The 19,963-nt window shown below is 67.8% G+C and carries 20 protein-coding genes; 6 read left to right on the forward strand and 14 right to left on the reverse strand.

Translation table 11 applies throughout. The features are described 5' to 3' along the window. Positions 1-166 precede the first annotated feature (166 nt). The 3 genes from P3W75_RS29955 (at position 167) to fusA (ending at position 4,909) form a co-directional block, all read left to right on the forward strand. Positions 167-826: a hypothetical protein gene (locus tag P3W75_RS29955; RefSeq protein WP_276230955.1), complete on the forward strand. Its 660-nt coding sequence runs from the start codon at positions 167-169 to the stop codon at positions 824-826. A gap of 205 nt (positions 827-1,031) precedes the next feature. Next, positions 1,032-2,081: a low specificity L-threonine aldolase gene (locus tag P3W75_RS29960; RefSeq protein WP_276230956.1), complete on the forward strand. Its 1,050-nt coding sequence runs from the start codon at positions 1,032-1,034 to the stop codon at positions 2,079-2,081. Between the two features lie 779 nt (positions 2,082-2,860). After that, entirely contained in the window at positions 2,861-4,909 is a 2,049-nt protein-coding gene (gene fusA, locus P3W75_RS29965; RefSeq protein WP_276230957.1) for an elongation factor G, read from the forward strand. Between the two features lie 256 nt (positions 4,910-5,165). Here fusA and P3W75_RS29970 read toward each other — a convergent pair whose 3' ends face one another. Further along, entirely contained in the window at positions 5,166-5,747 is a 582-nt protein-coding gene (locus P3W75_RS29970; protein ID WP_276230958.1) for an alpha/beta hydrolase, read from the reverse strand. A 193-nt stretch (positions 5,748-5,940) separates the two neighbouring features. Between P3W75_RS29970 and P3W75_RS29975 the strand changes: the two genes are divergently transcribed. After that, entirely contained in the window at positions 5,941-6,156 is a 216-nt protein-coding gene (locus P3W75_RS29975) for a DUF3079 domain-containing protein (RefSeq protein WP_276230959.1), read from the forward strand. A 3-nt stretch (positions 6,157-6,159) separates the two neighbouring features. Here the strand turns inward: P3W75_RS29975 and P3W75_RS29980 are convergent, their stop codons facing one another. Together P3W75_RS29980 and P3W75_RS29985 are read right to left on the reverse strand one after the other, a co-directional pair. Next, positions 6,160-6,807: a gamma-glutamylcyclotransferase gene (locus P3W75_RS29980; protein WP_276230960.1), complete on the reverse strand. Its 648-nt coding sequence runs from the start codon at positions 6,805-6,807 to the stop codon at positions 6,160-6,162. A gap of 252 nt (positions 6,808-7,059) precedes the next feature. After that, a complete protein-coding gene (locus tag P3W75_RS29985) occupies positions 7,060-7,422 on the reverse strand; it encodes an NADH:ubiquinone oxidoreductase (protein ID WP_276230961.1) in 363 nt (120 codons plus the stop codon). 74 nt (positions 7,423-7,496) lie between these two features. On the opposite strand from P3W75_RS29985, the gene P3W75_RS29990 reads away from it, so the two are divergent. Together P3W75_RS29990 and P3W75_RS29995 are read left to right on the forward strand one after the other, a co-directional pair. Further along, positions 7,497-8,462: a CobW family GTP-binding protein gene (locus tag P3W75_RS29990; protein ID WP_276230962.1), complete on the forward strand. Its 966-nt coding sequence runs from the start codon at positions 7,497-7,499 to the stop codon at positions 8,460-8,462. A gap of 69 nt (positions 8,463-8,531) precedes the next feature. Next, complete coding sequence (locus P3W75_RS29995; RefSeq protein ID WP_276230963.1) at positions 8,532-9,551, forward strand: energy transducer TonB; 1,020 nt, start codon at positions 8,532-8,534, stop codon at positions 9,549-9,551. A 231-nt stretch (positions 9,552-9,782) separates the two neighbouring features. On the opposite strand, the gene P3W75_RS30000 is transcribed toward P3W75_RS29995, so the two are convergent. The 11 genes from P3W75_RS30000 to P3W75_RS30050 form a co-directional block, all read right to left on the reverse strand. Next, positions 9,783-11,741 (reverse strand): DUF4105 domain-containing protein, encoded by a 1,959-nt coding sequence (locus P3W75_RS30000; RefSeq protein ID WP_276230973.1) that lies wholly within the window; start codon positions 11,739-11,741, stop codon positions 9,783-9,785. Next, positions 11,741-12,076 (reverse strand): DUF2388 domain-containing protein, encoded by a 336-nt coding sequence (locus P3W75_RS30005; protein WP_276230964.1) that lies wholly within the window; start codon positions 12,074-12,076, stop codon positions 11,741-11,743. Before P3W75_RS30005 ends, P3W75_RS30000 begins: the two co-directional genes overlap by 1 nt. A gap of 38 nt (positions 12,077-12,114) precedes the next feature. Beyond that, entirely contained in the window at positions 12,115-12,408 is a 294-nt protein-coding gene (locus P3W75_RS30010) for a DUF2388 domain-containing protein (RefSeq protein ID WP_276230965.1), read from the reverse strand. Positions 12,409-12,524: 116 nt separating this feature from the next. Then, positions 12,525-12,842, reverse strand: a complete 318-nt coding sequence (locus P3W75_RS30015; protein WP_276230966.1) for a DUF2388 domain-containing protein — start codon at positions 12,840-12,842, stop codon at positions 12,525-12,527. 91 nt (positions 12,843-12,933) lie between these two features. Beyond that, entirely contained in the window at positions 12,934-13,146 is a 213-nt protein-coding gene (locus P3W75_RS30020; protein WP_276230967.1) for a DUF1127 domain-containing protein, read from the reverse strand. 285 nt (positions 13,147-13,431) lie between these two features. Beyond that, complete coding sequence (locus P3W75_RS30025) at positions 13,432-13,638, reverse strand: DUF1127 domain-containing protein (protein ID WP_276230968.1); 207 nt, start codon at positions 13,636-13,638, stop codon at positions 13,432-13,434. 357 nt (positions 13,639-13,995) lie between these two features. Next, positions 13,996-15,492: an acetyl-CoA hydrolase/transferase family protein gene (locus P3W75_RS30030; RefSeq protein ID WP_276230969.1), complete on the reverse strand. Its 1,497-nt coding sequence runs from the start codon at positions 15,490-15,492 to the stop codon at positions 13,996-13,998. A 188-nt stretch (positions 15,493-15,680) separates the two neighbouring features. Continuing rightward, positions 15,681-17,132: an NAD(P)(+) transhydrogenase (Re/Si-specific) subunit beta gene (locus P3W75_RS30035; RefSeq protein ID WP_276230970.1), complete on the reverse strand. Its 1,452-nt coding sequence runs from the start codon at positions 17,130-17,132 to the stop codon at positions 15,681-15,683. Between the two features lie 2 nt (positions 17,133-17,134). Further along, positions 17,135-17,455 carry an NAD(P) transhydrogenase subunit alpha gene (locus tag P3W75_RS30040; RefSeq protein WP_009614711.1) on the reverse strand — a complete coding sequence of 107 codons (321 nt, stop codon included), beginning with the start codon at positions 17,453-17,455 and terminating at the stop codon, positions 17,135-17,137. A gap of 70 nt (positions 17,456-17,525) precedes the next feature. Then, a complete protein-coding gene (locus P3W75_RS30045) occupies positions 17,526-18,644 on the reverse strand; it encodes a Re/Si-specific NAD(P)(+) transhydrogenase subunit alpha (protein ID WP_276230971.1) in 1,119 nt (372 codons plus the stop codon). 635 nt (positions 18,645-19,279) lie between these two features. Beyond that, the gene (locus tag P3W75_RS30050) at positions 19,280-19,915 is read right to left on the reverse strand and encodes an SCO family protein (protein ID WP_276230972.1); all 636 of its coding nucleotides are present in this window, start codon (positions 19,913-19,915) and stop codon (positions 19,280-19,282) included. Positions 19,916-19,963 lie beyond the last annotated feature (48 nt).

Here is a 19,963-nt window from a genome sequence, read left to right on the forward strand (position 1 = left end):
GCGTAGCGGCCCCCTTGCCAGCGATGGTATGACCGGCCCTTCCCGGCCAGATGCCTATGCACGCCACGGCTAGGTGCGTTTGCGACATGCCCGTGTCGCTGCGTCGACACTGCCCGCCCGGCCGCCCAGCGGCTAGAATGCCGGCACTGCTCAAACCGAGGACGCCATGAAACGCTCCCTGATCCTGCTCAGCGCCCTGATGATCGGCGCCACCCTCCACGGCTGCGGCGGCGGCGACGACAAGGCCAAGGCCGAGAAAGCGGCCGCGGCTGCCGTGCCGGTCGACACCTGCAGCGGCCACCCGCTGGAGAAAGCCCTGCCGCCGACCAAGACCCTGTACGGCTACCCGTTCATCTCCCGCGAGTGCGGCTACAACGAGGCCAAGCTGGTCTACGGCACGCCCGACGGCAGCCAGCACCTGGAAATCAGCCTGATCGACACCGGCATGCCGGCGCCGGTGCAGGACGCCAACAGCGACCAGGCCATCGCCTACCGTGGCGTGCAGGACAAGCTGCGCGACATGACCCACTCCAGCCTGACCCTGCTCAACAAGACCCGCGAGACCGCGCTGCAGAACGGCACCGCCGACAAGTTCGGCGGCGACGACTACCTGCCGGTGATCGACACCACGCGCATGGGCGACCCGCTGGGCATCGTCGCCCCGGCCAAGGGCGAACCCGGCGACTCGACCCTCACCGGGCTGATCAAGGGCCGTTACGTGCTGACCATCACCAGCCCGGACAAGCCCAACGGCGGCAGCACCCAGTCGATGCGCCAGCTGTTCGTGCCGATCGTCGAGCAGATGAAACTGACCGCGCTGCCCTGATCGGCTGCCTGCGGCGTTATCCGCCGAATCGCGGACGGAGTCCGCTCCTACGCACGTGCTTCCCTGTAACCGTAGGAGCGGACTCTGTCCGCGATTGAATTCCCCGGCCACGCCGGACGCCCCGGTGGCACGAACAGCCCCCGCTCCTACAAAAGCCGCGATTTCGCTACGCTGCCTGTGGATGACTTTCCCGAGGCCGCTTTCGATGTTCGACAATTCCCAGCAATTCGCCAGCGACAACTATTCCGGCATCTGCCCCGAAGCCTGGGCCGCCATGGCCGAGGCCAACCGTGGCCACGAGCGCGCCTATGGCGACGACCAGTGGACGGCGCGCGCCTCCGACCGCTTCCGCGAGCTGTTCGAGACCGATTGCGAAGTGTTCTTCGCCTTCAACGGCACCGCCGCCAACTCCCTGGCCCTGGCCGCGCTGTGCCAGAGCTACCACAGCGTGATCTGCGCCGAGACCGCCCACGTCGAGACCGACGAGTGCGGCGCCCCGGAGTTCTTCTCCAACGGCTCCAAGCTGCTGCTGGCGCGTACCGACGCCCAGGGCAAGCTGACCCCGGCGGCGATCCGCGAGATCGCCCTGAAGCGCCAGGACATCCACTATCCCAAGGCGCGCGTGGTGACCATCACCCAGGCCACCGAGGTCGGCACGGTGTATCGCCCGCATGAGCTGCGCGCGCTGAGCGAGACTTGCGGCGAGCTGGGCCTGCACCTGCACATGGACGGCGCGCGCTTCTCCAACGCCTGCGCCTTCCTCGGCGCCTCGCCGGCCGAACTGACCTGGAAGGCCGGGGTCGAGGTGCTGTGCTTCGGCGGCACCAAGAACGGCATGGCGGTGGGCGAGGCCATCCTGTTTTTCAACCGCGAGCTGGCCGAGGGCTTCGACTACCGCTGCAAGCAGGCCGGCCAGCTGGCCTCGAAGATGCGCTTCCTCGCCGCGCCCTGGGTCGGCGTGCTGCAGAACGACGCCTGGCTGCGCTACGCCAACCACGCCAACCAATGCGCGCGCCTGCTGGCGCAGCGGGTGGCGGACGTGCCGGGGGTCAGCCTGATGTTCCCGGTGGAGGCCAACGGCGTGTTCCTGCAGATGTCCGAGCCGGCGCTGGAGGCCCTGCGCCAGCGCGGCTGGCGCTTCTACACCTTCATCGGTGCCGGCGGCGCGCGCTTCATGTGCTCCTGGGACACCGAGATCGAGCGCGTCGAGGCGCTGGCGCGGGACATTCGCGACGTCATGGGCGCGCCCGCCTGAGGCTTATCCACCGAAACTGTCGAAAACCCTGTGCGCAGCCTGTGGCCCGGCTGTGCGCAGGCGCCTGCGGGCCGCGTCGCGCCTGGGCCGGGCCCGGGCGGGTGGATTCTGCGCGAAGGCCGGGATTCTGCCCCCGGAATCTGTTGGCCGTACTGTGGATAACATGTGCATGAATGCCCTTCGCACCGGCCCTTTGGGGCTTGCGCGAGGCTGTACGTTTTTTGTCCTGATTTTTCCTGATGCCCTTTGTTTTCAAGCCCTTGGCGAGCCCCCTGGGTGCCCGCCAGGTTGCCCACAGGGACTGTGGAGCGAGCCTGGGGAAAGCTGTGGAAAAGCTGTCGGTGAATGGCTGCGGCGTCGACCGTGCGCGGCGTCGCGGAAGTTGCCGGTTTTTTCGCCAATCGCCCTCGCCACGGGCGCCGTGGGAAAAATCGCCGCCGACGTTTCCCTGGCCATCCCCAGAGGCTGTTGAGCCGCCTGTGACAAAGCTGTGGATAAAGTCGCGCTGGACAGGCCTGGCGGGGTCTCCGTCAGGTTGTACGAAAAATGCCCAGCGATAGGCTGGAAGGCCCATGAAATGGGGCTTTCCGAGACGCCTGAAATGCCTCGGAAGTGTCCACAGAGGCTGTGGAGGCAACCTTCAGCAAGCTGTGCAAAAGCTGTGGTGAAAGCGCTGTAGGAGGCATGCCCGCTGGGCCCGTGCGCGCTGGCTGTTTTTTGCCCAGAAGGCCCCCGGGCGCTGCCTATACTTCCCGGAAGCCCAGCCCGGGAGGTGCCCCATGGCGAACTACAAGGTCGAACAGATCCGCACCGTGGCCCTGGTCGGCCATGGCGACAGCGGCAAGACGCTGCTCGCCGAAGCCCTGCTGCAACGCGGCGGCGCCATCGCCGCGATGGGCTCGCTGGAGCGCGGCGAAACCCTCTGCGACGCCGACCCCATGGAACGCGACTACCACCATTCGCTGTCCGCCGCGCTGGTTCACCTGGAGCAGGGCGAGGCGCGCATCCAACTGATCGACACCCCCGGGCTGCCCGACTTCATCGGCCACGCGTTGCCGGCCCTGGCGGCGGTGGACACCGCGCTGGTGGTGGTCAACGCGCAGAACGGCATCGAGCTGAACACCCACCGCATGATGGGCTGGGCCGCCGAGCGCGGGCTGTGCCGGATGCTGGTGGTGAACAAGATCGACGCCGAGCGTGTCGACCTGGCGGCGCTGCTGGGTGAGTTGCGCGAGGCCTTCGGCAAGGAGGTGTTGCCCCTGAACCTGCCGGCCGCTGGCGCCACGCGGGTCTCCGACTGCTTCTTCGCGCCGGCTGGCGAGGCGGACTTCTCCTCGGTGGAAGAGGCGCACCAGGCCCTGGTCGACCAGGTGGTGGAGGTGGACGAGGAACTGATGGCGCGCTACCTGGAACAAGGCGAGATCAGCCCGGAGGAGCTGCATGAGCCCTTCGAGCGGGCCCTGCGCGAGGGGCACCTGATCCCCTTGTGCTTCGTCTCGGCGCGCAGCGGCGCTGGCGTGGCGGAGCTGCTGGAGGTGCTGGAACGCCTGGCGCCGAACCCCATGGAGGGCAATCCGCCGCTGTTCGAACGGCTGGACGAAACGGGTGCGGCCAAGGCCTTCCGTTCGCGGCCGGACCCGGAGGCGCACGTCCTGGCCCACGTGTTCAAGGTGGTGATCGACCCCTTCGTCGGCCGCCTGGCGGTGTTCCGCGTGCACCAGGGCACCGTGCGCCGGGACATGCAACTGTTCGCCGGGGACGGTCGCAAGCCGTTCAAGGTCGGCCACCTGCTGCGCCTGCAGGGCAAGCGCCACGAGGAGGTGCCGCAGTTGATCCCGGGTGACTTCGGCGCGCTGAGCAAGGTCGAGGAGCTGGAGTTCGACGTGGTCCTGCACGACTCCCACGACGAGGACCACATCCGCCTGGCGCCGCTGGACTTCCCCACGCCGATGCAGGGCCTGGCCATCGAGGCCAGCCGCCGCGGCGACGAGCAGCGCCTGGCCGAGGTGCTGCAGCGCCTGCTCGCCGAGGACCCCTGCGTGCGCCTGGACTACAACGCCTCGACCCAGGAAACCGTGCTGCGCGGCATGGGCGAGCTGCACCTGCGCTACCTGCTGGAGCGCCTGACCGGCAGCTACAAGCTGGACGTCAGCACCCGGCCGCCGGCGGTGCCCTACCGCGAGACCGCCACTCGCGCCGCCGAGGGCCATTGCCGGCACAAGAAGCAGACCGGCGGCGCCGGCCAGTTCGGCGAGGTGTTCCTGCGCATCGAACCGCTGCCGCGAGGCGCGGGCTTCGAGTTCGTCGACGCGATCAAGGGCGGGGTGATCCCCGGGCAGTTCGTCGTCTCGGTGGAGAAGGGCGTGCGCGCGGCGCTGGTCGCCGGGCCCCTGGCGGGTTTCCCGGTGGAAGACGTGAAGGTCACCCTGTTCGACGGCAAGAGCCACTCGGTGGACTCCAAGGACATCGCCTTCCAGGCGGCCGGGCGCAAGGCCATGCTCGACGCCCTGCGCAACGCCGGCGGCATGGTGCTGGAGCCGATCGTCAGCATCGCGGTGACGGCGCCGGAAGCGCGCCTGGGCGACATCACCGCCGACCTCACCGGGCGCCGCGGCCAGGTGCTGGGCACCGAATCGCTGTCGGCCCACGCCACCCTGGTGCGCGGCCAGGTGCCCCTGGCCGAGCTGGAAGGCTACGCCAACCGCCTGAAGTCGATCACCGCCGGGCAGGGCTTCTTCAGCCTGGAGGCCAGCCATTACAGCAATGTGCCGCCGGAGGTGCAGCAGCGCCTGGCCGGCGGCTACAAGGCGGTGCAGGAAGAGGATTGAGTCAGCGTGATCCCGCGCCAAGACGCTGGGCTCCCGCGTTCGCGGGAGTGACGGGGTCGGGATTGGCACGCTTTCCCACTCGTCGTCCCCGCGAACGCGGGGATCCAAGGCGTAGGGCGAATAACCGTTCGCGGTTATCCGCCGATGACTCCGGCGCGGAAGCTGGCGGCGGATAACGCCTGGGGCGTTATGCGCTCTACGCGGCCGTGGCGATGGGTATCGCTTCGCTCAACACCCTCCTACGGGGACTGGACGCTCAGGCGCGGCGGCGCGCCTGGTGATCGATCAGGTACTGCAGGCGGAACAGGTGGCGGTAGCCGGCTTCCCAGGCGCCGTGGCCGGATTTCACGTTGATGTGCCCGGCGTCGGGCAGGATCACCGTCTCGGCGCCCCAGGCGCGGCCCAGGTGCAGGGCGCGCTGCGGGCTGCAGGCGTGGTCGTTGTCCGAGCCCACCAGCAGGCTGGGGAAGGGCAGGGTATCCACGGCGATGGGGGCGAAGTTGCGCAGGGCCTCGTTGCAGGTCTCGCGCTCGACGTCGGCCGGCGCCACCAGCAGGGCCCCGGCCACCTGGGCCAGGGCGCGCGAGCCGGCGCGGCGCGCCCAGGAGGCGACCGTGACGCAGCCCAGGCTGTGCGCGATCAGCACCACGCGGCCGGGCTGGCGGCGGATCTCGCGGTCCAGTTCGGCCACCCAGTCGACATGCCGCGGGGTGATCCAGTCGCGCTGCTCCACCCGCGAGGCGTTGGGCAGCGCGCGTTGCCAGTGGCTCTGCCAGTGCTCGTCTTCCGAGCCGTGCCAGCCGGGCACCAGTACATAGCGGACGCGTTCGCTGCGCATGGGTGGGTTCCCCCTGAAAGTCGTCATGGGCAGCAGTGTAGGGGGCGAACGTCAATTAATTAAGGAATAAAAAATGCTTTGCTTATGCTGTATTTGCTTATTCCGCGGCGCTCGGCGTTGATCCGGCGCAAGGTCTGGCGCGTCGGTTAGGCGTTGAATGGACGCTGGGCCCACTCTCTTCAGGCGGCTTTCCATGGCCAAGAAATTCCCCCTGCATCCCACTCACCCTGAGCGCATCTGCTGGGGTTGCGACCGCTATTGCTCGGCGCAGGCCATGGGCTGCGGCAACGGCTCCAGCCGCACCCAGCATCCCAGCGAGATCTTCGGCGAGGACTGGGCGGACGACGCCGCCTGGGGCCTGGACGCGCCGCAGCCGATCGAGGTGCAGCCGTCGCGCCAGGCCTCCTGAGGCTCAGCCGGAAGTCTTCACGCAGCAGCGCGCCAGCAGGGCTTCCAGGTTGAGGTCGGGCATGGCGCAGGCGCGCAGCGCGCTGACCGTCTGCTCGACGTACTCGCGGGTGGTGCCGAAATGGCCTTGGGCGCTGTCGAACACCCTCTGCACGACGCTGTCCGGCAGCGAGCCGGCGTAGCTGGGCAGGTGGCGTTCGAGGACGAAGCCCAGCGCGCGCACCCGGCGGCCATCCTCCAGGCGGCAGCTGAGCCATTCCGGGCGGTACGAGGCATAGGGCATCTCGCGCTGCCAGAGCGCCAGGAGGTTGGCGTCGAGTTGTTCGTCGGGCAGCCGGTAGGCGAACCCCGCGCAGGAGCCGCCGCGATCCAGGCCCAGCACCAGGCCCGGCATCTCCGGGGTGCCGCGATGGGTCAGTGACCACAGGTAGAGGCCGCGATGGTAGCCGTGCACCCGCGCGCGGCTGGCCTCGGCCACCGGGAACTCCGGGCGCCAGATCAGCGAGCCGTAGGCGAACAGCCAGACGGCGCCGCCGCCGTGCTCGGCCATGGTGATTTCCAGCGAAGCGCGAAGCTGGTCCGCGCTGAGTCGCTCCGGCGCCCCCAGCGCCGGCGGATAGAAGGGGCCGTCCAGATTCATAGACGTGCTCATGCGTAACCCCCCAAAGGTACCTCACGCTCTGAAAACTTAGCGGATACGACCTTTTGACAGAAGGGGCGTGCGTGCAAGACACCGTTGCACGGACGAACGGCGATACCGTTGGTCCGGGTGGCGAGGGCGGCGGGAAAAAAGAGGGCCGCGCGGGGCGGCCCTATCACCAAGATCTCTTCTGGCGTGGGGTGCCAGTGGGTGTGAGGTACCCGTCGAGCAGTAGACCAGCGGCGCATGACAGCCGCGTGAACGTCACTGCGCGGCTTGCCACTGGCCGTCGCTCTGGCTCTCGCAGAACGGCTTGAGGAAGCGCGCGTCGCTGGCCACGCCGTAGTAGTGGATGTCCTGGCGGTAGGGGCCGTTGCTGATCCGCGCGTTGGCGCAGACGCCGAAGGCGCCGGAGGGGCAGGCGTCGGCGTAGGTCACCTGGACCTTCTGGTCCTTCAGCTGCGGCTGGCAGAACCCCTCGTGGAACAGCTTCGCCGGGATGCTGCGGTTCTGCTGACAGACCTTCACGTCGAGGTTGGCGCCCTGGCTGTGCACCACGCAGGCTTCGGCGTGGGCTAGGGCGGGCAGGGCGAGGCAGGACGACAGGAACAGGGCCGGCAGACGCATGGAGACGGGGTCCGTTGAGCGAAGCGGCGACTCTAGCGCTTTTCCCCGGCGCCGTCAGGCGGCAACATGGCGGCATGCTCGAACTGATTCCCACCCATGTGATCGGCGGCCCATTGGGCGCCGGCAAGACCAGCCTGATCCGCAACCTCCTGGGCCAGCGCCCGGACGGCGAGCGCTGGGCGGTGCTGGTCAACGAATTCGGCCAGATTGGCCTGGACGCCGCGCTGCTCGCCAGCGACGCCGACGGCGTGGCCATCGGCGAAGTCGCCGGCGGCTGCCTGTGCTGCGTCAACGGCGCGCCCTTCCAGGTCGGCCTCGCCCGTCTCCTGCGCAAGGCACGACCGCAGCGGCTGTTCATCGAGCCTTCGGGCCTCGGCCACCCGCGCACCCTGCTGCGCCAACTGGGCGAGGCGCCCTGGCGTGGTGTGCTGGCGCCGCAGCCGCTGCTGCTGGTGCTCGATGCCGCCGCCCTGGCCGCCGGCGCGCCCCTCCCCGACGCGCAGCGGGAGGCGCTGGCGGACGCCGCGCTGCTGGTGCTGAACAAGAGCGCCGGGCTGGACGAGGCGGCCCGCGAGGGTCTGCGTTCCAGCCTGGCCGAGGTGCCGCTGGTCTGGACGGAACACGGCCAGCTGCCGATCGCGCGGTTGCCGTCCATCGCCGGGGCCGGGCCGCAGACCGCCGAGTTGCCGGCGCCGGGCGCCGCGCTGCCGGTGCTGCTGACCCGCGCCGCGCCCCTGCGCCAGGTGCATAGCGAAGGCGGCCGGCAGGCCGTCGGCTGGCGCCTGCACGCCGACTGGCGCTTCCGCCGCGCGGCGCTGGAGGCCTGGCTGGCGGGGCTTCCCGGCCTGCTGCGGGCCAAGGCGGTGGTGCACTGCGAGGAGGGCTGGCTGGCCTGCAACCGGGTCGCCGGCGACGAGCCCTGGCAGCCCAGCGCCTGGCGCCGGGACAACCGCCTGGAGCTGATCCTTGACCTGGAACAGGACGTCGAGGCGCTACAAGGGCAATTCTTGACCTGTGCCTGGTTGTCGGACGGTCGTTGAGGTTGCCCTGATCGCCTGGGTGAATGATAATAATTATCAGATTCCAGTCATTTCTCCACAGGCTTCCCCATGTCGCCATCGCATTCGCGTTCGTCGGCGGGCTCTGCCCTTGCCGTGAACGCCGAGGAACTGCCGTCGTCTGCAGACGGCGACGAAGGACTTTCGCTGCCCTCCGTCAGCGCCCAGCGCGGCACCGAGGCGACCCTGCGCCTGGTGGATTGCAGCGGTGCGCGTCGCGACGAGGAAGTGGCGGTCGCCGAAGAGTTGCTGATCCCCTACGCCGCGCCGGTGGAAGGCGTGGAGGAAGGCCAGGAAGCGCCGAAGCCGGCGGGCTGGTGGAAGTCCTCGGGGCTGTCCGTGGTGCTGCACCTGGGCATCGTCGCCGGCCTGATCTGGGTCGTGCCCAGTCCGGACGAGCTGAACCTGGGCCGGGGCGAGATCCCGACCATGCAGGTCAGCATCGTGCAGCTGGCGCCCAAGCCCGAGCCGGTCAAGGAACCGCCGGCCGCCGCCCCCGAGCCGCAGCCGCCGCAACCGACGCCGCCGGAGCCGGTGGTCGAGCCGCCGAAGCCGGAGCCGCCCAAACCCAAGCCCAAACCGGTGGAGAAGGCGGTGCCGAAGAAGGCGCCCAAGCCCAAGCCGAAACCCAAGCCCGAACCCGAGCCGGCCCAGGAAAGCCAGGCCCAGCCGACCCCGCCGGCACCGCCGCCGCCCCCCGCCGCGCCGGTCACCGGGGTGAGCACGCCGGGCGCCCAGGCCGCGCCGGCAGGTACCCAGGGCCCCGCCGGCCTGCCCACCGGGAGCATCAACGACAGCGACATCAAGCCGCTGCGCATGGACTCGCCGAAGTACCCGCTGATGGCCCAGCGCCGCGGTATCGAAGGCCACGTGAAGGTGCTGTTCACCATCACCGCCGACGGCCGCATCGACGACATCCAGGTGCTCGACTCGTCGCCGCCGCGGATGTTCGACAGCGCGGTGCGCCAGGCGATGGAAACCTGGCGCTTCGAGCCCCGCGTGAGCGGCGGCCGGATCGTCGCGCGGCAGGCCACCAAGGTCTTCTACTTCAAGCTGGAGGGGCGCCGCTGAGGCGTTTCATCGGCCGATGAAAAACGCGCCCATGGGCGCGTTTTTCGTTTGGGGCGTTGGTGGGCGCCTCTCGCGGGCGCGTCTGGCCTTGCGGCAACGCGAACCTGTAGGGCGCATAACGCCACGGCGTTATCCGCCGTCAGCTTCCGCGCCGACGTCCTCGGCGGATAACCGCGAACGGTTATCCGCCCTACGCTTTCAGGAAGTGTGCGAGGTGGCTCGTGCTGGCTCTCAAGGCAGCTCGAACCCGCCCGCCGCCTTGTGCAGCGCGCGCAGGTGCGCGCCTAGCTGCTTGAGGTTGGCCTCCAGCGCCTGGAGTTCGTCGCGGCGCTCCGGTTCCAGCAGGCTGCGGACTTCCTGGTCGAGGTCGTCGCTGAGCTGGCGCAGGCGCGCCTGGCGTTCCAGGGTCTGCTGTTCCAGGCGGGTCGACTCGCCCGGCTGCGGCAGGCCGTAGCCGCTGTCCAGCAGGGCCGCCGGCTGGCTGAGGAAGCCGCTGTCGTCGAGGATCTGCTGCAGGGTCTTGCCCGCCGCCGCCAGCTTGGGGTCGGCCTTGAGGTCGTCGTGATGGCCCAGGTAGAGGCGCTTCAGCTCGTCCTGGGCGAGCTGCAGCTGGCGGCGCAGCGCGGCCTGTTCCAGCAGCAGCATGGCGGCGCTGGCGCGCAGGTCGGCCTTGTCGAACCAGGCGCGGCGCTGTGTCGCCGGCAACGTCAGCCAGTCCTCGACCTTGCGCTGGGGAATGTCCAGGCGCTGGCGCAGCACCTCGAACATGGCCTGGTAGCGGTCGCGGAAGGAGTCGAAGCGGTAACCCAGGCGCAGCGCGCGCTTGGGGTCGTCGAGCACGCTGGCGTCGGCCAGGCCGCGGTTCTCCATGATCTGCAGCACGCCGTTGGGGGTGATGCTGTCGAGGTCGCGCAGGCGCGGGTCGTCGACGCCGCTGCGCAGCAGCTTGAGGGTTTCCACCGCGCAGTTGTTGGAGATGAAGAAGTAGTTGCCGTCGTAGCCCCAGTGCACCTGCATGGCGCGCTCGACCAGTTCGTCGATCTGCTGGCGGCTGAGCTTGAGCGGCACCGAGGCCAGGCTGCGCAGCTCGACCTTGGTGTATTCCTCGATCACCTGGGACAGCGGCAGGACGAACAGCCGCGACGGGTAGGAGCCGGTCAGGCCGTCCCAGCTGGACAGCTGCAGGTCGCCGACGAAGGCGCGGTAGGACAGCACCAGGTGCTGGTCCAGGTCCAGCCGGCAGTCCGGGCCGCGCGGCCGGCCGGGGGCGCAGACCACCAGGCGGAGCATGGCGTGGCCCCAGCGGCTCATCCACTGGTCGTTGGCCTCGGCGAGCAGGTAGTCCACCTCGTAGACCCGCTCCGGGTCGAGCTTGCCCAGCGGCTGGCGGCCGAAGTCGCGGCCGGCGTTGAGGTAGGCGAAGGATGGTGCGCAGGCCTGGCGCTGCGGGCGCTCGCCGAAGCGCTCGGCGTAGTAGCGGTACAGCGCCGGGCGCCGGCAGGCGTAGCTGGGGTCGAGGACGAAGTACTCCATGTTCACCGCGACGAACTCGCGCGGGTTGCTCAGCTCGTAGCGATCCGGGCTGCGCAGCACGAAGCTGTTGTGCTGCTCGCGCTGGCCGCGCTTGCCGGCCAGTTGCGGCCAGCCGGCGAGGTCGAGCAGGCGCGGGTCGTCCGACAGGGTGAAGCGGCGCCCGGCCTGGCCGCGGCAGTCGCCGCCCTCGCCGATGCGCCCGATGGCGGCGTCCTGGCGGGTGCAGCGCTGGATCAGTCGCGCCTCGGCGGGCAGCCACAGGCGGCCGCGGTCGTACAGGTGGGTCAGTTCGTGGACCACGGTGGCCTGCAGCTCGCGGCGCAGGGTGCCGTGGCTGCGCCCGGTCTTCAGGGTCGCGGCGCTGCCGTCGGTGAGGGCGGCGAGGTACTTGCGGTTCAGCGCGATGGCGTCGGGGCGCAGGGCCTGGCCCATGCCGTTGTCCGGCAGGTCTTCGCGCCATTCCACGTCGACGCGGCGGTCCAGGGCTTCGACGAAGGGCGCCGGCAGCAGCTGGCGAACGTCATCCAGCAGCTGCTGGCTGGCCTGGCGCTGCGCCGGGGCCAGGCTGGCGTCGGCGAGCTCCAGGCGCAGGGCGGCCTGGCTGCTGGCGGCAAGGCACAGGGTGAGTGCCGCCAGCCAGCGGCCGGCACGGGGGATCACAGGGCGAGGATGGCTTCGGCCAGTTGCTGGTCGGAGGCGTCGCGCGCGTCCGGTACCTTCTCGCGCACCACCTTCAGCGCCGCTTCCAGCTGCGCGCCACGGATGCTGCCTTCGCTGGCGACGAAGCTGGCGGCGTCGTCACGGGCCTCGCGGACGATCTTCATGTCGCGGATCGAGGTGGTGGTGTCGGAGGTGAAGTCCAGGCTGCGGCCGGTGGCATTGGTGCTGATGTTGAACAGGCGGATGACCGAGTGGGCCTGCACGCTGGACGCGCAGGCGGCCAGCAGCAGGCCGATGATCAGGGGGCTCTTGGGGATCGAGCTGAGGCGCATGGAGGTCTCCGAATACGGCAGCGGGAGCTGCTCACGATTTATTGGGCAAGAATGGCTTCGGCCAGTTCCCGATCGTTCGCCGCAAGCTCCGGATGCTCTGTGCGCAGCCAGCGCAACGCCTGTTCCAGGCGCGCTCCGCGCACCCGGCCGTCGGTGGCGATGTAGCTGGCGGCATCATCGCGGGCGGCACCGAGCAGTTTGTTCTCGAAAGGCGTACTGGTGACCTTGCTGGTCACGTAGCCGCTGCCGGCGACGAACATGGTGGTCTGGTCGAAGGCCAGAACGGGTGTCGCGAGGCAGAGGCCGGTGAGCAGGAATAGCGGGCTGCGCATGGGCTATGGCGATCGGAAAAGCACGGCCGCCAAGGCTAACGGAATGCGCCGGCGAGAGCCAGCGCCGGACGCCCGGAAGGCGCTCTGAAAAGCGCTTCCGGGCGTGGCGGGAGGGCTCAGATGACCAGGATGGCCTGGGCCAGTTGCAGGTCGTTGGCGGCGACTTCCGGCAACTTGCTGCGGATATGCCGCAGCGCCGCTTCCAGGTGCGCGCCGCGCACGCTGCCCTGGGTGGCGACGAAGGTGGCGGCGTCGTCGCGGGCTTCGAGGACGATCTTGTCGTCGCGGAAGGAGTTGCTGATGTTGGTGGTGCCGTCGGAAGTGGCCTTGGTGGCGCCGACCAGGGCGTCGGTGGTGTAGATGAAGCTGGTGGCGAAGGCGCCGCTGGCGCAGGTGAGCAGGGCGGCGGCGGTAAGCAGGCGCAGACGATTCATGGATGGACACTCCCAGTCGAAGACGAACCGCGCGGCTGGTCTGCCGCGCTCATTGGCAGACTAGCCGAGGGCGTCCGGCGCGACCAGCCGGTCAACGCCAGAAAGGTTTCGAAAGTTCACGTTCGCGGGCGCAGCGATCGATGCCGCTGTCGGCCAGTTCGTACTCGCCCAGCAGCGCCAACTGGCGGCGGCCCTGGGCGTTCAGGCGCCACTGGCGAAGCAGGCCGAGCACATGTACGACGAATGCCCTGAAAGTGTGAACTGTACTGCTGTCCTTGCCGGTGCCGCTGAGAACTCGGTCCATGCTGGCGATCTCCGTTGCGCTGCTGGGGATTCAGGTTCGCATCGGGCGGTCGCGCGGGGCAGGCGCAGGCAGGGGAAATTCGGCAAGAACAGTGAGGCGGCGGGAAGAAACTGTATGGCCGCGAACGGGCCTGGCTGTACGGCCCGGCTGCACCGTTGCGGAGCGGCTTTTGCGGGGGCCTGAAAACAGTACGGGCCGCTTCCTGAAGGGGAGCGGCCCGTTACGGTGTCACCGGTACAGTCCTGGATAACTACTGCGGACCATAACAGTTTACAGCTGTATCGCTTACTTCCAGAACGGCTTGTTCAGCTCGGCGTAGCGCTGGGCTTCGCTGATGCCGGCGTCGGCCAGCAGGCGGGAGTCCAGGCGGGCCAGCTGACGGCGGCTCTCGATGCGGCGCTGCCACAGGCGTACGGTGCTGACGAGGCCACGGTGGGCGCTGGAAGTGGGGCGGGTGGTGCTGATGGCGGCGGAACCGAGGGTACGTTCCATGATCTGTGTCCTTCCCGCTTGTGGCGGGTAGTGGGTTACGGAAGTTGTTGAGAGATATCTTCTGACTTTTTGGTCAGCCGCGATAGGTACAGTTGCACTGAATTAAATAGCGTCAGCGAATTGTTTCAGCGAACTGTAATGGCGTTTTTGGGGCGAACTGTACCGCTACGCTCCATTGTGGTGCGCAGTTGGCGAGGGATTCGGGGTTTTCAGCGGGGACTGCCAGGGCGGCAGGGGGAGAAACGGAACAGTCGAGGCGGGATAAAAAACTGTTCGAGAGTGTTTTTACGTGCTTTTCTGCCGGCTGTCCAGCCTCGCGGGCCATTCTTTGCGAAATGGCCCGCGAGGCCGTCTGCATCAGCCCGCGGCGAGCATGTGGCCGCGTTCTTCCAGGTTGATGTGCCAGTTCATCGCGTCGCGCAGGATGTGCGGGGTGTGCCCGCCGCGCTCGCAGGCGGCTTCGAAGTAGCCGGCCAGGGCGTCGCGGTAGGACGGGTGCACGCAGTTCTCGATGATCACCTTGGCGCGCTCGCGCGGCGCCAGGCCACGCAGGTCGGCCAGGCCCTGCTCGGTGACGAGGATGTCCACGTCGTGCTCGGTGTGGTCGACGTGGCTGACCATCGGCACCACGCTGGAGATGTTGCCGCCCTTGGCGATGGACTTGGTGACGAAGATCGCCAGGTGCGCGTTGCGGGCGAAGTCACCCGAGCCGCCGATGCCGTTCATCATCTTGGTGCCGCCGACGTGGGTCGAGTTGACGTTGCCGTAGATGTCGAACTCCAGGGCGGTGTTGATGCCGATGATGCCCAGGCGACGGACCACCTCGGGGTGGTTGGAGATTTCCTGCGGGCGCAGCACCAGCTTGTCCTTGTAGCGCTCCAGGTTGCCGAACACGTCGGCGTTGCGACGGGTCGACAGGGTGATGGAGCTGCCCGAGGCGAAGCGCAGCTTGCCGGCGTCGATCAGGTCGAAGGTCGAGTCCTGGAGTACTTCGGAGTACATGGTCAGGTTCTCGAACGGCGAGTCGATCAGGCCGCACATCACGGCGTTGGCGATGCTGCCGATGCCGGCCTGCAGCGGCGCCAGGTTGTTGCTCAGGCGGCCGGCGGCGACCTCGGCTTCGAAGAAGGCGATCAGGTGGTTGGCGATGCCCTGGGTCTCGTCGTCCGGCGGCAGCACGGTGGACGGGGAGTCCGGCTGGTTGTTGATGACGATGCCGACGATCTTTTCCGGCGGGATCGGGATGGCGGTGCTGCCGATGCGGTCGTCGACGCGGGTCAGCGGGATCGGCGTGCGGGTCGGCCGGTAGGTCGGGATGTAGATGTCGTGCAGGCCTTCCAGGTTGGTGTTGTGCGCCAGGTTGATCTCGACGATGACCTGCTTGGCGAAGATCGCGAAGCTGGCCGAGTTGCCCACCGAGGTGGTCGGTACGATGTGGCCTTCCTCGGTGATGGCCACGGCTTCGATGACCGCGATGTCCGGCAGCTTCAGCTGGTGGTTGCGCAGTTGCTCGACGGTTTCCGACAGGTGCTGGTCGATGAACATCACCTTGCCGTCGTTGATCGCCTTGCGCAGGGTGCTGTCGACCTGGAAGGGCATGCGCCGGGCCAGCACGCCGGCCTCGGTGAGGTGCTTGTCGAGGTCGTTGCCCAGGCTTGCGCCGGTCATCAGGCTGATCTTCAGCGGCTGCTGCTTGGCGCGCCGGGCCAGTGCCTCGGGCACGGCCTTGGCTTCGCCGGCGCGGGTGAAACCGCTCATGCCGACGGTCATGCCGTCCTGGATCAGGGCCGCAGCCTCTTCGGCAGTCATCACCTTGTCCAGCAGGGAAGGCAGGCGCACGCGATCACGGTACATGGGAAAACCTCAGGCAATAGGGGAGTGCGAGGCGGCCAGTCTAGGGACTCGGGGATTTTTCGCCCTTATACCAAGGTCGCAAAATCACGCCGCCGGCGCCTTTCTTACTACCAAAGTCCAGAGGGTTTTCCGTTGCGACAAAGCAAGACACCGGCGCGCGGCCGGTGTCTTGTGGATCGACGGTCGAGTTACTCGACGGCCTTGACCATGTCTTCGATGACTTTCTTGGCGTCGCCGAAGACCATCATGGTCTTGTCCAGGTAGAACAGTTCGTTGTCCAGGCCGGCGTAGCCGCTGGCCATCGAGCGCTTGTTGACGATCACGGTCTTGGCCTTGTAGGCCTCGAGGATCGGCATGCCGGCGATCGGCGACTTCGGATCGTTCTTCGCGGCCGGGTTGACCACGTCGTTGGCGCCGAGCACCAGCACCACGTCGGTCTGGCCGAACTCGGAGTTGATGTCTTCCATCTCGAACACCTGCTCGTAGGGCACTTCGGCCTCGGCCAGCAGGACGTTCATGTGGCCGGGCATACGACCGGCGACCGGGTGGATGGCGAACTTCACGGTGACGCCGCGGTGGGTCAGTTTCTCCGCCAGTTCCATCAGCGCGTGCTGGGCGCGGGCCACCGCCAGGCCGTAGCCGGGAACGATGATCACGCTGTCGGCGTTGGTCAGCAGGAACGAAGCGTCGTCGGCCGAACCGGATTTCACCGGGCGGGCTTCCTTCGCGCCAGCCGGGCCGGCGTCGTCGGTGCTGCCACCGAAACCGCCGAGGATGACGTTGAAGAACGAGCGGTTCATCGCCTTGCACATGATGTACGAGAGGATGGCGCCCGAGGAACCCACCAGCGAGCCGGCGATGATCAGCATCGAGTTGTTCAGCGAGAAGCCGATGCCCGCCGCGGCCCAGCCGGAGTAGGAGTTCAGCATCGACACCACCACCGGCATGTCGGCACCGCCGATCGGGATGATGATCAGCACGCCGAGGATGAAGGCCAGGGCCAGCATCAGGGCGAAGGCGCTGAGGTTGCCGGTGAACATGAACACCAGGCCCAGGCCCAGGGTGGCCAGGCCCAGCACCAGGTTCAGCAGGTGCTGGCCGGCGAACTGCACCGGGGCGCCCTGGAACAGGCGGAACTTGTACTTGCCGGAGAGCTTGCCGAAGGCGATCACCGAACCGGAGAAGGTGATGGCGCCGATGGCCGCGCCGAGGAACAGTTCCAGGCGGTTGCCGGTGGGGATGGTGTCGCCCAGGTGCTCGACGATGCCCAGGGACTGCGGCTCGACGACGGCGGCGACGGCGATGAACACCGCGGCCAGGCCGATCATGCTGTGCATGAAGGCGACCAGTTCCGGCATCTTGGTCATTTCGACGCGCTTGGCCATGATCGAGCCGGCGCTACCGCCGACCAGCAGGCCGACCAGGATGTAGCCGATGCCGGCGGCGGCGCCGCTGCCCTCGGCCAGTTGCGCGCCGAGCTTGAACACCAGGCCCACGGTGGTGAGCACGGCGATGGCCATGCCGATCATGCCGAACAGGTTGCCGCGCCGCGAGGTGGTCGGGTGCGACAGGCCCTTCAGGGCCTGGATGAAGCAGACCGAGGCGATCAGGTACAGTAGGGTGACGAGGTTCATGCTCATGGTCAGTGCTTCTCCGCCGGCGCTTTCGGCGCTTTCTTCTTGAACATTTCCAGCATGCGGCGGGTGACCAGGAAGCCACCGAACACGTTGACTGCGGCCAGGGCCACGGCCAGGGTGCCCATGATCTTGCCCAGCGGGGTGACGGTCAGGGCGGCGGCCAGCATGGCGCCGACGATGACGATCGCCGAGATGGCGTTGGTCACGGCCATCAGCGGGGTGTGCAGGGCGGGGGTGACGTTCCATACCACGTGGTAGCCGACGTACACGGCCAGCACGAAGATGATCAGGTTGTAGATCCCATGGGAGATCAGCATTTCTTCCATCGTCTTTCACCGGTCTCTAGGCCAGGCCCAGGGGCCCGGCGGGTTCTTCTTTATATAGGGAGCGCGAGGCTCAGCCGTTCTTGCGTACGGCCTGGCCGTCGCGGCACATCAGGCAGGCGGCGACGATGTCGTCTTCCAGGTTGACCTTGAAGCCTTCGGCGGACAGGGTCAGCTTGAGGAAGTCGAGCAGGTTGCGCGCATACAGGGCCGAGGCGTCCGCCGGGACCATGGCTGCCAGGTTGGTGTGGCCGACCAGGGTCACGCCGTGCTTGATCACCACTTGCCCGGCTTCGGTCAGCGGGCAGTTGCCGCCTTGCGCCGCGGCCAGGTCGATGACCACCGAGCCCGGTTTCATTTCCTGCACGGTGGCTTCATGCAGCAGGGTCGGGGCCTTGCGGCCGGGGATCAGCGCGGTGGTGATGACGATGTCGGCCTGCTTGGCGCGTTCGTGCACCGCCTTGGCCTGGCGCTCCATCCACGAGGCCGGCATCGGCCGGGCGTAGCCGCCGACGCCCTGGGCGCACTCGCGCTCCTCGTCGGTCTCGTAGGGCACGTCGACGAACTTGGCGCCGAGCGACTCGATCTGCTCCTTCACCGCCGGGCGTACGTCCGAGGCCTCGATCACCGCGCCCAGGCGCTTGGCCGTGGCGATGGCCTGCAGGCCGGCGACGCCGGCGCCGAGGATCAGCACGCGGGCGGCCTTAACGGTGCCGGCGGCGGTCATCAGCATGGGCATGAAGCGCGGGTAGTGGTTGGCGGCGAGCATCACGGCCTTGTAGCCGGCGATGTTGGCCTGCGACGACAGCACGTCGAGGCTCTGCGCACGGGAGGTGCGCGGCGCCGCTTCCAGGGCGAAGGCGGTGATGCCGCGTTCGGCCATGCGCGCGATGTTGTCGTTGTCGAAGGGGTTGAGCATGCCGATCAGCACGGCGCCCGCCTTCATCTGCGCCAGTTCGTCGGCGTTGGGCGCGACGACCTTGAGCACCAGTTCGGCGCCCAGGGCGTCGGCGGCCGAGCCGATCTTCGCCCCGGCGGCCTCGAAGGCGCTGTCCGGCTGGCTGGCGTTGACGCCGGCGCCACTCTGAACGATCACCTGGTGGCCTTGGCCAACCAGTTTCTTGACGGTTTCAGCGGTGGCGGCGACCCGTGTTTCACCGGCATGGGTCTCGAGGGGGACACCGATCTGCACTCACAAATCTCCTGCGTGATCTTGAGTAGTCCGGCGCCGGAAGGCGTCCGGGATGTCGAGCTGGCAACACTTGCCGCAGCGGGATGGAATGGGAACCCGTTGGGCGGCGGCATTGTGCAATCGAGCCACCGGGTCGGCAAGAAGTTCTGAAGTGATACGAAAAAAGAACTACAAGTCACGTTCGGACCCGTAGTTTCCCCGGTACGGCAGGGGCCTTGTCAGCCCTGGCTTTTAGCCTAATTGCCTATTGTGACCGGAGGAAACCGCGATCCCTGGTGTGAATGTCCGCTCATCAGAACCCCCGGCAACCCGGTGAGAGGCCCGTCAATCCTGCCTCAGGCGTATCTATAGGTGTTAATTAATGTTTTTAATCTGAAATATGAGTGATCCCTGATGGCTGGAAATCCGTAGCAGATATTTTACATTGACTACAGGGTCAGGAAATCGCTTGTGACAGCTTCAGGACGCGTGTTTCCTGGCTTCCAGGCCACCACCGGCGGTGACGCTGAAAAACAGACTAGTCCATGACTGTGCAGGCGGGTGATGAAAAAAAAGAACGGCCACCCGTAGGTGGCCGTTCTCGGGCTGCGACAAAGCAGCGCGGTGAATGGGCCGGCTGCGCGCCGGCGAATGGCTCAGCCCTGGCCGGCGAGCACCTTGGGCAGCTGTTCGGCGAGCTTGGCGTTGTTCAGCGGGGCGCGGATGAAGCCGTGCTGGGTGCCGTCCGGGCCGATGATCACCAGGTTGCCGCTGTGGTCGACGGTGTAGTTGGGCTTGCTGGTGTCGGCCGGGATGTAGGGGATGCTCATGGCGTTGGCCAGCTTCTGGATGGCCTCGTCGCTGCCCACCAGGCCCTGGAAGCCGGCGTTGAAGAAGCCCAGGTATTCCTTCAGGCGCGCCGGGGTGTCGCGGTGCGGGTCGACGCTGACGAACACCACCTGCAGCTGCGCGCGCGCTTCCGGGCTGAGCTTGCCCTGTAGCTCGCGCAGTTGCGCCAGGGTGGTCGGGCAGACGTCCGGGCAGAAGGTGTAGCCGAAGAACAGCAGGTTCCAGCGGCCCTTGAGGTTGGCGGTGTCGAACGGTTTGCCGTCCTGGTCCTGGAAGGTCAGCGCCGGCACTTCGCGGGTCTGCGGCAGCAGCACGATGCCGGCGTCGAGCAGCACGGTGGGGTCCATCTTGTGCTTCTCGGTGAGCACCTTCTGCACGGTGAGGCCGAGGATGAGCGCGACTATGGCTACCAGGATGAGGACGGTCTTGTTGACTCGGGACATGGGGTTCTCGTGGTCGGGAGCGGGTGGGGCGGTTCTGCCTGGTGCCGA

Source organism: Pseudomonas citronellolis, assembly GCF_029335315.1.
GTDB classification, from domain to species: domain Bacteria; phylum Pseudomonadota; class Gammaproteobacteria; order Pseudomonadales; family Pseudomonadaceae; genus Pseudomonas; species Pseudomonas citronellolis_A.

Bases quoted from the DNA above. Each gene is read 5' to 3' on its own strand.
- P3W75_RS29995 (WP_276230963.1), top strand. From the start codon at position 8,532: ATGTCGCCATCGCATTCGCGTTCGTCGGCGGGCTCTGCCCTTGCCGTG.
- P3W75_RS29970 (WP_276230958.1), bottom strand. From the start codon at position 5,747: ATGCGCAGCGAACGCGTCCGCTATGTACTGGTGCCCGGCTGGCACGGC.
- P3W75_RS29955 (WP_276230955.1), top strand. From the start codon at position 167: ATGAAACGCTCCCTGATCCTGCTCAGCGCCCTGATGATCGGCGCCACC.
- P3W75_RS29985 (WP_276230961.1), bottom strand. From the start codon at position 7,422: ATGCGTCTGCCGGCCCTGTTCCTGTCGTCCTGCCTCGCCCTGCCCGCC.
- P3W75_RS30050 (WP_276230972.1), bottom strand. From the start codon at position 19,915: ATGTCCCGAGTCAACAAGACCGTCCTCATCCTGGTAGCCATAGTCGCG.
- P3W75_RS30015 (WP_276230966.1), bottom strand. From the start codon at position 12,842: ATGAATCGTCTGCGCCTGCTTACCGCCGCCGCCCTGCTCACCTGCGCC.
- P3W75_RS29990 (WP_276230962.1), top strand. From the start codon at position 7,497: ATGCTCGAACTGATTCCCACCCATGTGATCGGCGGCCCATTGGGCGCC.
- P3W75_RS30010 (WP_276230965.1), bottom strand. From the start codon at position 12,408: ATGCGCAGCCCGCTATTCCTGCTCACCGGCCTCTGCCTCGCGACACCC.
- P3W75_RS29975 (WP_276230959.1), top strand. From the start codon at position 5,941: ATGGCCAAGAAATTCCCCCTGCATCCCACTCACCCTGAGCGCATCTGC.
- P3W75_RS30040 (WP_009614711.1), bottom strand. From the start codon at position 17,455: ATGGAAGAAATGCTGATCTCCCATGGGATCTACAACCTGATCATCTTC.
- P3W75_RS29980 (WP_276230960.1), bottom strand. From the start codon at position 6,807: ATGAGCACGTCTATGAATCTGGACGGCCCCTTCTATCCGCCGGCGCTG.
- P3W75_RS30035 (WP_276230970.1), bottom strand. From the start codon at position 17,132: ATGAGCATGAACCTCGTCACCCTACTGTACCTGATCGCCTCGGTCTGC.
- fusA (WP_276230957.1), top strand. From the start codon at position 2,861: ATGGCGAACTACAAGGTCGAACAGATCCGCACCGTGGCCCTGGTCGGC.
- P3W75_RS30020 (WP_276230967.1), bottom strand. From the start codon at position 13,146: ATGGACCGAGTTCTCAGCGGCACCGGCAAGGACAGCAGTACAGTTCAC.
- P3W75_RS30025 (WP_276230968.1), bottom strand. From the start codon at position 13,638: ATGGAACGTACCCTCGGTTCCGCCGCCATCAGCACCACCCGCCCCACT.
- P3W75_RS30030 (WP_276230969.1), bottom strand. From the start codon at position 15,492: ATGTACCGTGATCGCGTGCGCCTGCCTTCCCTGCTGGACAAGGTGATG.
- P3W75_RS29960 (WP_276230956.1), top strand. From the start codon at position 1,032: ATGTTCGACAATTCCCAGCAATTCGCCAGCGACAACTATTCCGGCATC.
- P3W75_RS30005 (WP_276230964.1), bottom strand. From the start codon at position 12,076: ATGCGCCTCAGCTCGATCCCCAAGAGCCCCCTGATCATCGGCCTGCTG.